Consider the following 7,145-nt stretch of genomic DNA (forward strand, 5'->3'; position numbering starts at 1 on the left):
TAGAATTCAAGATAGTTTTCTATTGAATGTTATGACTACATTATACAAGGAGGATCTTATGAGAATATTGATGCTTGATTTAGATACATTAAGACCAGATCATTTAGGATGCTATGGGTATAATAGAAATACTTCACCTGCTATAGATGAGGTAGCTAAAGAAGGAGTGAGATTTGATAATTACTTTGCGTCAGATGCACCATGCCTGCCTTCAAGAGCTTCACTTATGTCTGGAAAGTTTGGAATTCATACTGGGGTTGTGAACCACGGCGGAGTTGCAGCAGATATGAGACTAGAAGGAGTTAACAGAGATTTCCAAGATAAACTTGCTACTGAAAGTTTACCTGCAACTTTGAGAAAAGCTGGCTATAAAACTATATCTATAAGTCCTTTTGCTGAAAGACATTCAAGCTGGACCTTTTATGCAGGATTTAGTGAAATACATAATACAGGGAAGAGAGGCAGAGAATCAGCCGAGGAAATATCTCCTACAGTGTTTGAGTGGTTAGATAACAATGCAGAAAAAGATAATTGGTTCCTTCATATAAATTATTGGGATCCTCATACTCCTTATAGAGCACCAGAGGAGTTTGGCAATCCTTTTGAAAATGACCCAATAGATTCATGGTATACTGAAAAATTAGTTAAGAAACATGTGAAAAGTATAGGACCTCATAGTGCCTTAGATCTAAATATGTATGATGATTATCAAAAGCCTGATAAACCAAGAGCTATAGGTAAATTTACAGATTTAAATGGACTAAAGAAATATATAGATGGATATGATTGCGGTATTAAGTATATGGATGATAATATAGCTGATATTGTAAAGGTATTAAAAGAAAAGGGTATATATGATGATACAGTAATTATCATCACAGCAGATCATGGAGAAAATTTTGGTGAACTAGAAATATATGGTGAACATGGAACTGCTGATGTAGCCACCTGTAGAATACCCATGATTATTAAGTGGCCTAATGGAAGAAAAAATGAAGTTGACAAGGAATTTCACTATAATTTAGATCTATTACCTACATTAGCTGATATATTTGATTTGCCTCATTTTAATGAATGGGATGGAGAAAGTTATAAAAACAATATATTTGAAAATACTAATTTTGGGAGAGAATATTTGGTTCTAAGTCAATGTTCCCATGTTTGTCAAAGGTCAGTTAGATTTGGAGATTGGCTGTATATTAGAAGCTATCATGATGGTTATCATTTATTTCCAAAAGAAATGCTGTTTAATATTAAAGAAGATCCAAATGAGCAGATAAATTTAGCAGAAGAAAATAAAGATATATGTAAAGAAGCAGTGTATAAGTTGAATGATTGGCATGATGAGATGATGGACACTATGCCTTATGAAGTTGATCCACTTTGGACAGTAATGAAAGAAGGCGGTCCGCATCATTGTAGAGGAAAACTAAAAAAATACTGTGAAAGATTAAAAGAAACTGGAAGAGGCTTTGCAGTAGAAGAATTAAAAAGAAGACATCCAGAAGAATTTAAATAACTTTATGAATGTAATACATTTAAAGATATTATAAGATATATTTTTAAATGTATTATTTTTTAAACTATAGATATTGTATTTTTACTTTCCATAATGTTAATATATTAATGTGACGCATAAAGAAGCAGGTTTGCAATTAAGCATAATGAAATATTAAATAGTTGAGGAGTATAATAACATGATATTGTCTGGAAAAGAAATCAAAGGCAGATTGGGAAAAGAAATAGTAATAGAACCTTTTAGTGAAAAGCAATTAAACCCAAATAGTTATAATTTAAAATTACATAATGAATTATTGGTATACGAAGATGAAGTTCTAGATATGAAAAAAGAAAATAAGGCTAGAAAAATCATAATACCAGCTGAAGGGATAGTTTTAGAACCAAATAAACTTTATCTTGGCAGAACCAAGGAATATACTGAAACAGACAAATTTGTTCCCATGCTTGAAGGAAGATCTTCTGTGGGTAGACTTGGTCTATTTATACATGTAACGGCAGGCTTTGGAGATGTTGGATTCTGTGGATATTGGACTTTAGAAATTCACTGTATTCAGCCTATAAGAATATATTCAGATGTAGAAATATGCCAGATATATTATCATTCCATAGAAGGTAGTTATGATAGATATTCTAGGGGTAAGTATCAAAATAATAATGGAATTCAGACCAGTTTATTATATAAAGATTTTGAAAAATAATAATTTTGTAATTAAAAAAATCCTTTATGATATATGCATTTTAATAAATTATCTTAAGTATAGAGCAATTATGATATATTTTTTTGTTATGTATAAGTTGCAATTAAAAATTTTCATTTAATAAATAAAATTTAGTTAGAATCTGATTAAATTAAGTGAATATAATTTATTGCAATATATTATAGCTTCAATATGTATTTTTGTGCTAATTAATGAAATCTTTATTGAAAATGATAATACATTTATATATAATGTAAGTAGTCGACGTCGACATGAGAAACTAAAAATGTTTGAAAAGTAATACAGCATAAAGTATTTAGATAAAGTTAAAATTTATATGTTATCTTTATATATTTGAATTAATGGTTATATTTATAGAGGAGGAATTTATGCTATGGTAAAATCTATTAAAGATACTATAACCTTGAATAATGGTGTAAAAATTCCGCAGCATGGCTTTGGAGTATATCTGATTACAGATGAAAAAAATGGTTATGAGGCTATTAATAAGGCTTTGGAAGTTGGATATCGTGCTTTTGATACAGCACAGTTTTATGAAAATGAAGCTCTATTAGGTAAAATATTAAATGAGTCTGATGTTAAAAGAGATGAATTATTTATAACTACTAAAGTAGCTAATTATAATCAAGGATATGATAGTACTCTTAGCACTGTGGAACAGTCCTTAAAGGATTTGCGTGTGGATCAAATAGATCTTTTATTAGTTCATTGGCCAAGTAAAAGACGTTTTTTTGAAACCTGGAAGGCAATGGAGAAGTTGTATGATGAAAAATTAGTTAAGGCTATTGGTGTATCTAATTATGAAATTCATCATTTAGAAGAGCTTGCTGAAAATTCTGAAATAAAACCAGTTATTGATCAGGTGGAATGTCATCCCTATTTAAGTCAGAAAAAAATTAAGGAATATGCAGATAAAAATGAAATAGCATTTCAAGCGTGGAGCCCACTGGGTAGAGGGGCAGTACTTAATGATCCTATTATTAAAATAATTGCAGAACATCATAATAAATCAATTGCACAGGTAATTATTCGTTGGCATTTACAAAAGGGAAATGTTGTAATTCCAAAATCCAGTACGCCTTCCCGTATTGAAGAAAATGCAAATGTATATGATTTTAGCTTAAATGAAGAAGAAGTTAAAATTATAGATGCTTTAAATAAAGACGAGAGAACTGGCGATGATCCAGATGCCTTATGGTTTCAAATGTAAATTTAAAAATTAATATTATGTTATAGTATGCTTACTAGAAGTCCCCCATTGTAATAGGCAAGGGTGGACTTTTTATACATTATAATTGTAACTAATCTTGTTTATTTGTATAAAATATTATGTACACAATATTAAATGGAGGATTTAAAATGCATTACAATAACCAAGGATGTTATTATAGTGAACCTGTAAATTATTACCCAGGAATGTATGTAGGATATTATCCCTATAGGTATGATGTAGTAAATAATCAGCCTGTTATGCCAGAATCAAATGTTAATAGTGGAAATTCAGGCACGGGGCTCAGTGCAAGAAATCAATTTCCGGGTGTAGTTACAGACATAAAAGTGGGAAATGTAGTAGGTGAGGTTTTAGTAAATTTGGGATGTAATCATTTGGCAGCAGCTGTAATTACATCTACTTCAATAAGAAATCTTAGGCTCAGGGTAGGATCAAGAGTTAATGTTGTTGTTAAGGCAACTTCTGTAATGATAAGAAAAGCTGATGAGAGTGGCAGCGGCTTTAGTGCAAGAAATCAATTCGCTGGTACTGTTACTGAAGTAAAAAGAGGAGATGTAGTCGGTGAAGTGGTTGTAGATATTGGATGCGGACATACAGCTTCCTCAATAATTACGACTACATCAATAAATAATCTTGGTATTAAAGTAGGATCAAAAGTCAGTGTTGTTGTTAAAGCAACAGATGTAATGATAATGGGATCAAATTAATTATATAATCCTCTCTAATTAAATTTTAGAGAGGATTTCAATATTTTACAGCAGTTAATTTTGCTAGTGTTTTTTATTAAAAATAAAGTCTTGGAATATAAAATCTTTTGAAATATGTTATTATATATAAAGATATAAAAATCATCTTCCATTGAAGAAAGAATAAGTGATCTGGAGGATGTATTTATAGATAAAAATGAGAAAGCTAAATCTTATGAAAAAATTTTCTGAACCATTTAGATAATTTAAACTTGCTTTAAAAGGAGAAGACTATGCTAAGAGAAAAAATACTAAATAAAGATACAGGAATAATAACTTACGCTATAACACCACCAAAGAAAGATAATGTAAAAGAAAAAATTGCTGAAATTTCACAAAAACATTTGGAAAGAATAAAAAATATAGATATAGATGGTTTGATTATATATGATATACAAGATGAAACTGACAGATTAAAGGATGAAAGACCATTTCCATTTCTGGAAACAATAGATCCTGCTACATATGGAAAAGAGTATTTGAAGGAATTGAAGGTAGAAAAAATTATTTATCGATGCGTTGGAAAATATAGTTCACAGGAGTTAAAGCAGTCTATAGCATCTGATGTACAGAAGGATAAATTTTCTGTATTTGTAGGTGCTGCTTCACGTAATCAAGAAGTTAAATTAAATTTATCAGAAGCTTATAAGCTAAAAGATAAGTTTAATGAAAATTTTACTCTAGGTGGTATTGTAATACCAGAAAGGCATACGAAAAATAATGATGAACATATGAGAATTATTAGGAAGACAAAACGTGGATGTGAATTTTTTGTTTCTCAGGTAATCTATAATATAGAGGCTTCAAAAAATCTACTGTCGGATTATTTTTATTATTGTCAGGATAATAATATTGAAATGGTGCCTATATTATTTACGCTTACTCCCTGCGGATCTACAAAAACTTTAGAATTTATGAAATGGCTTGGTATAAATATACCAAAATGGTTAGAAAATGACTTGATACATTCAAAGGATATATTAGATAAATCAATAAATTTATCAAAAAGTATATTTGAGGAGTTATTGGATTTTGCATTAGATAAAGGTATACCAATTGGATGCAATATTGAAAGTTTATCCATCAGAAAAGTAGAAATAGAGGCTTCTATACAGTTAGTAAAGGATATAAAGGATATTATTGAAAATAAAATGAGAAAATAATATATGTGACTATATAGAGGGATTAGTAATAACTAATCCCTTTAATAGTAGATGATTTATTAGTTAATTCAGTGGAAGAGAAATTGAGAGGTGATTTTTATGAATAGATACTTTATTAAGATTTTTGGAAGAGTTCAAGGAGTCGGTTTTAGATTTCATACTCAGTATTTAGCTGATCATTTTAAATTAACTGGATGGGTAAAAAATTGTGATGATGGAACTGTTGAGATGGAAGTTCAGGGAAGAGAAGATGATATAGCTGCATTTAAAATAAAAATTCAAGAAGGCAATAGATTTATAAAGGTAAAAGATATATATTCTGAAAAAATAGATATTACTAGTGAAGAAAAAACATTTAGGGTTATTTACTAAAGAGGTGAGTTATGTGAGTATAGCTGATAGAAAGTATTTAAAAATAGTTAAAGATATATTAGAAAATGGATATTTTGATAATAATAGAACTGGTGTAGAAACTTATAAATTACCTCATCAGATTATGCAATTTGATCTTGAAAAAGAATTTCCAATTTTAACAACAAAATTTGTAGCTTTTAAAACCGCTGTACAGGAAATGCTTTGGATATGGCAAAAACAAACTAATGATGTTACCTGGTTAGATGAGAGAAATATTCATATATGGGATAGCTGGGCAGATGAGAATAATACCATTGGTAAAGCATATGGATATCAGATAGCAAAATATGATCAGTTAAATAAATTAATAAATACTCTGAAAACAAATCCACAAGATAGAAGAATGATAGTATCATTGTGGAATATAGATGATTTGCCTGATATGATGCTGCAGCCATGTGCATTTCAAACTATGTGGGATGTAACTAATGAAAGACTCAATTGTATGTTAGTGCAAAGGAGTGGAGATATGCCGTTGGGAATACCATTCAATACAACTCAATATGCAGTATTAGTTCATCTAATAGCGCAGATAGTTGGATTAAGACCGGGGCTTTTTACTCATGTAATTAACAATGCACATATTTATAAAAATCAAGTTGAAGGTATGAAGCTGCAGCTTGAAAGACTGAATAAAGCTTACGAAGCACCTAAGCTTTGGATAAATCCAAAAGTCAAAAATTTTTATGACTTTACTATAAATGATATAAAATTAATTGATTATAAGCACTGGGGAAAGATAAAAATGGAGGTGTCTGTTTAATGCTAACAATAATAGCTGCAGTAGCAAAAAATAATGCTATAGGCAAAGATAATAAATTATTATGGCATTTGCCAGAGGACTTAAAAAGATTTAAAGAAATTACTATGGCACATACAATAATAATGGGAAGAAAAACCTTTCAATCCCTACCAAAGATTTTACCTGATAGACACCATATTGTAATTACAAGAAATAAAACATTTAAAGTTGAAGATGATAGAGTAACTGTGATTAATTCAATAGAGGAACTTCTAGGTTTATTAAAGAAAGATGAAGAGTATTTTGTTATAGGTGGCGAAGAAATATATAAGCAGCTTTTACCTTATGCAGAAAAAATGTATATAACTGCTGTGGATGATGAATTTGATGGAGATGTTTTCTTTCCAGATATAAATCATAAGGTTTGGAAAATTGTAGACAATGCTGAACAACTGGAAAATAACAAAAATTCTTTATCCTATAGATATATTACATTTAAAAGGATTAATAAGAATGAGAGGTAAACATTAATTATGATAATACAAACTTAGCCTTTATAAACAGAGTTCTTTGTTTCAGGTGGAGTTTTTTTCTCCAGCTGAAACTTAC

At 29.6% G+C, this 7,145-nt stretch carries 8 protein-coding genes; all 8 read left to right on the forward strand.

What is annotated here, in order from left to right; genetic code table 11:
* Nucleotides 1-1,519 (forward strand): sulfatase (locus ABF633_RS20190; RefSeq protein ID WP_415526432.1); only part of this gene is annotated, 1,519 nt, incomplete at its 5' end.
* A 178-nt stretch (nt 1,520-1,697) separates the two neighbouring features.
* Complete coding sequence (gene dcd, locus ABF633_RS20195) at nt 1,698-2,219, forward strand: dCTP deaminase (protein ID WP_415526434.1); 522 nt, start codon at nt 1,698-1,700, stop codon at nt 2,217-2,219.
* A 394-nt stretch (nt 2,220-2,613) separates the two neighbouring features.
* Nucleotides 2,614-3,450, forward strand: a complete 837-nt coding sequence (locus ABF633_RS20200) for an aldo/keto reductase (RefSeq protein WP_415526436.1) — start codon at nt 2,614-2,616, stop codon at nt 3,448-3,450.
* Between the two features lie 149 nt (nt 3,451-3,599).
* Entirely contained in the window at nt 3,600-4,178 is a 579-nt protein-coding gene (locus ABF633_RS20205) for a TOBE domain-containing protein (RefSeq protein WP_415526438.1), read from the forward strand.
* A gap of 272 nt (nt 4,179-4,450) precedes the next feature.
* Entirely contained in the window at nt 4,451-5,380 is a 930-nt protein-coding gene (locus tag ABF633_RS20210; protein ID WP_415526440.1) for a methylenetetrahydrofolate reductase, read from the forward strand.
* Between the two features lie 99 nt (nt 5,381-5,479).
* Nucleotides 5,480-5,752: an acylphosphatase gene (locus ABF633_RS20215; RefSeq protein WP_415526442.1), complete on the forward strand. Its 273-nt coding sequence runs from the start codon at nt 5,480-5,482 to the stop codon at nt 5,750-5,752.
* A 13-nt stretch (nt 5,753-5,765) separates the two neighbouring features.
* Nucleotides 5,766-6,557, forward strand: coding sequence for a thymidylate synthase (locus ABF633_RS20220; RefSeq protein WP_415526443.1), 792 nt, complete (start codon nt 5,766-5,768; stop codon nt 6,555-6,557).
* Nucleotides 6,557-7,060, forward strand: coding sequence for a dihydrofolate reductase (locus ABF633_RS20225; protein WP_415526445.1), 504 nt, complete (start codon nt 6,557-6,559; stop codon nt 7,058-7,060). Before ABF633_RS20220 ends, ABF633_RS20225 begins: the two co-directional genes overlap by 1 nt.
* Nucleotides 7,061-7,145 lie beyond the last annotated feature (85 nt).

Origin of the sequence: Clostridium sp. (genome assembly GCF_047718555.1) — a bacterium.
In the GTDB taxonomy this organism is placed as follows: Bacteria; Bacillota; Clostridia; order Clostridiales; family Clostridiaceae; genus Clostridium_I.

Excerpts from the sequence above, each read along its gene's own strand:
- dcd (WP_415526434.1), top strand. The coding sequence starts at position 1,698 with ATGATATTGTCTGGAAAAGAAATCAAAGGCAGATTGGGAAAAGAAATA.
- ABF633_RS20200 (WP_415526436.1), top strand. The coding sequence starts at position 2,614 with ATGGTAAAATCTATTAAAGATACTATAACCTTGAATAATGGTGTAAAA.
- ABF633_RS20205 (WP_415526438.1), top strand. The coding sequence starts at position 3,600 with ATGCATTACAATAACCAAGGATGTTATTATAGTGAACCTGTAAATTAT.
- ABF633_RS20210 (WP_415526440.1), top strand. The coding sequence starts at position 4,451 with ATGCTAAGAGAAAAAATACTAAATAAAGATACAGGAATAATAACTTAC.
- ABF633_RS20215 (WP_415526442.1), top strand. The coding sequence starts at position 5,480 with ATGAATAGATACTTTATTAAGATTTTTGGAAGAGTTCAAGGAGTCGGT.
- ABF633_RS20225 (WP_415526445.1), top strand. The coding sequence starts at position 6,557 with ATGCTAACAATAATAGCTGCAGTAGCAAAAAATAATGCTATAGGCAAA.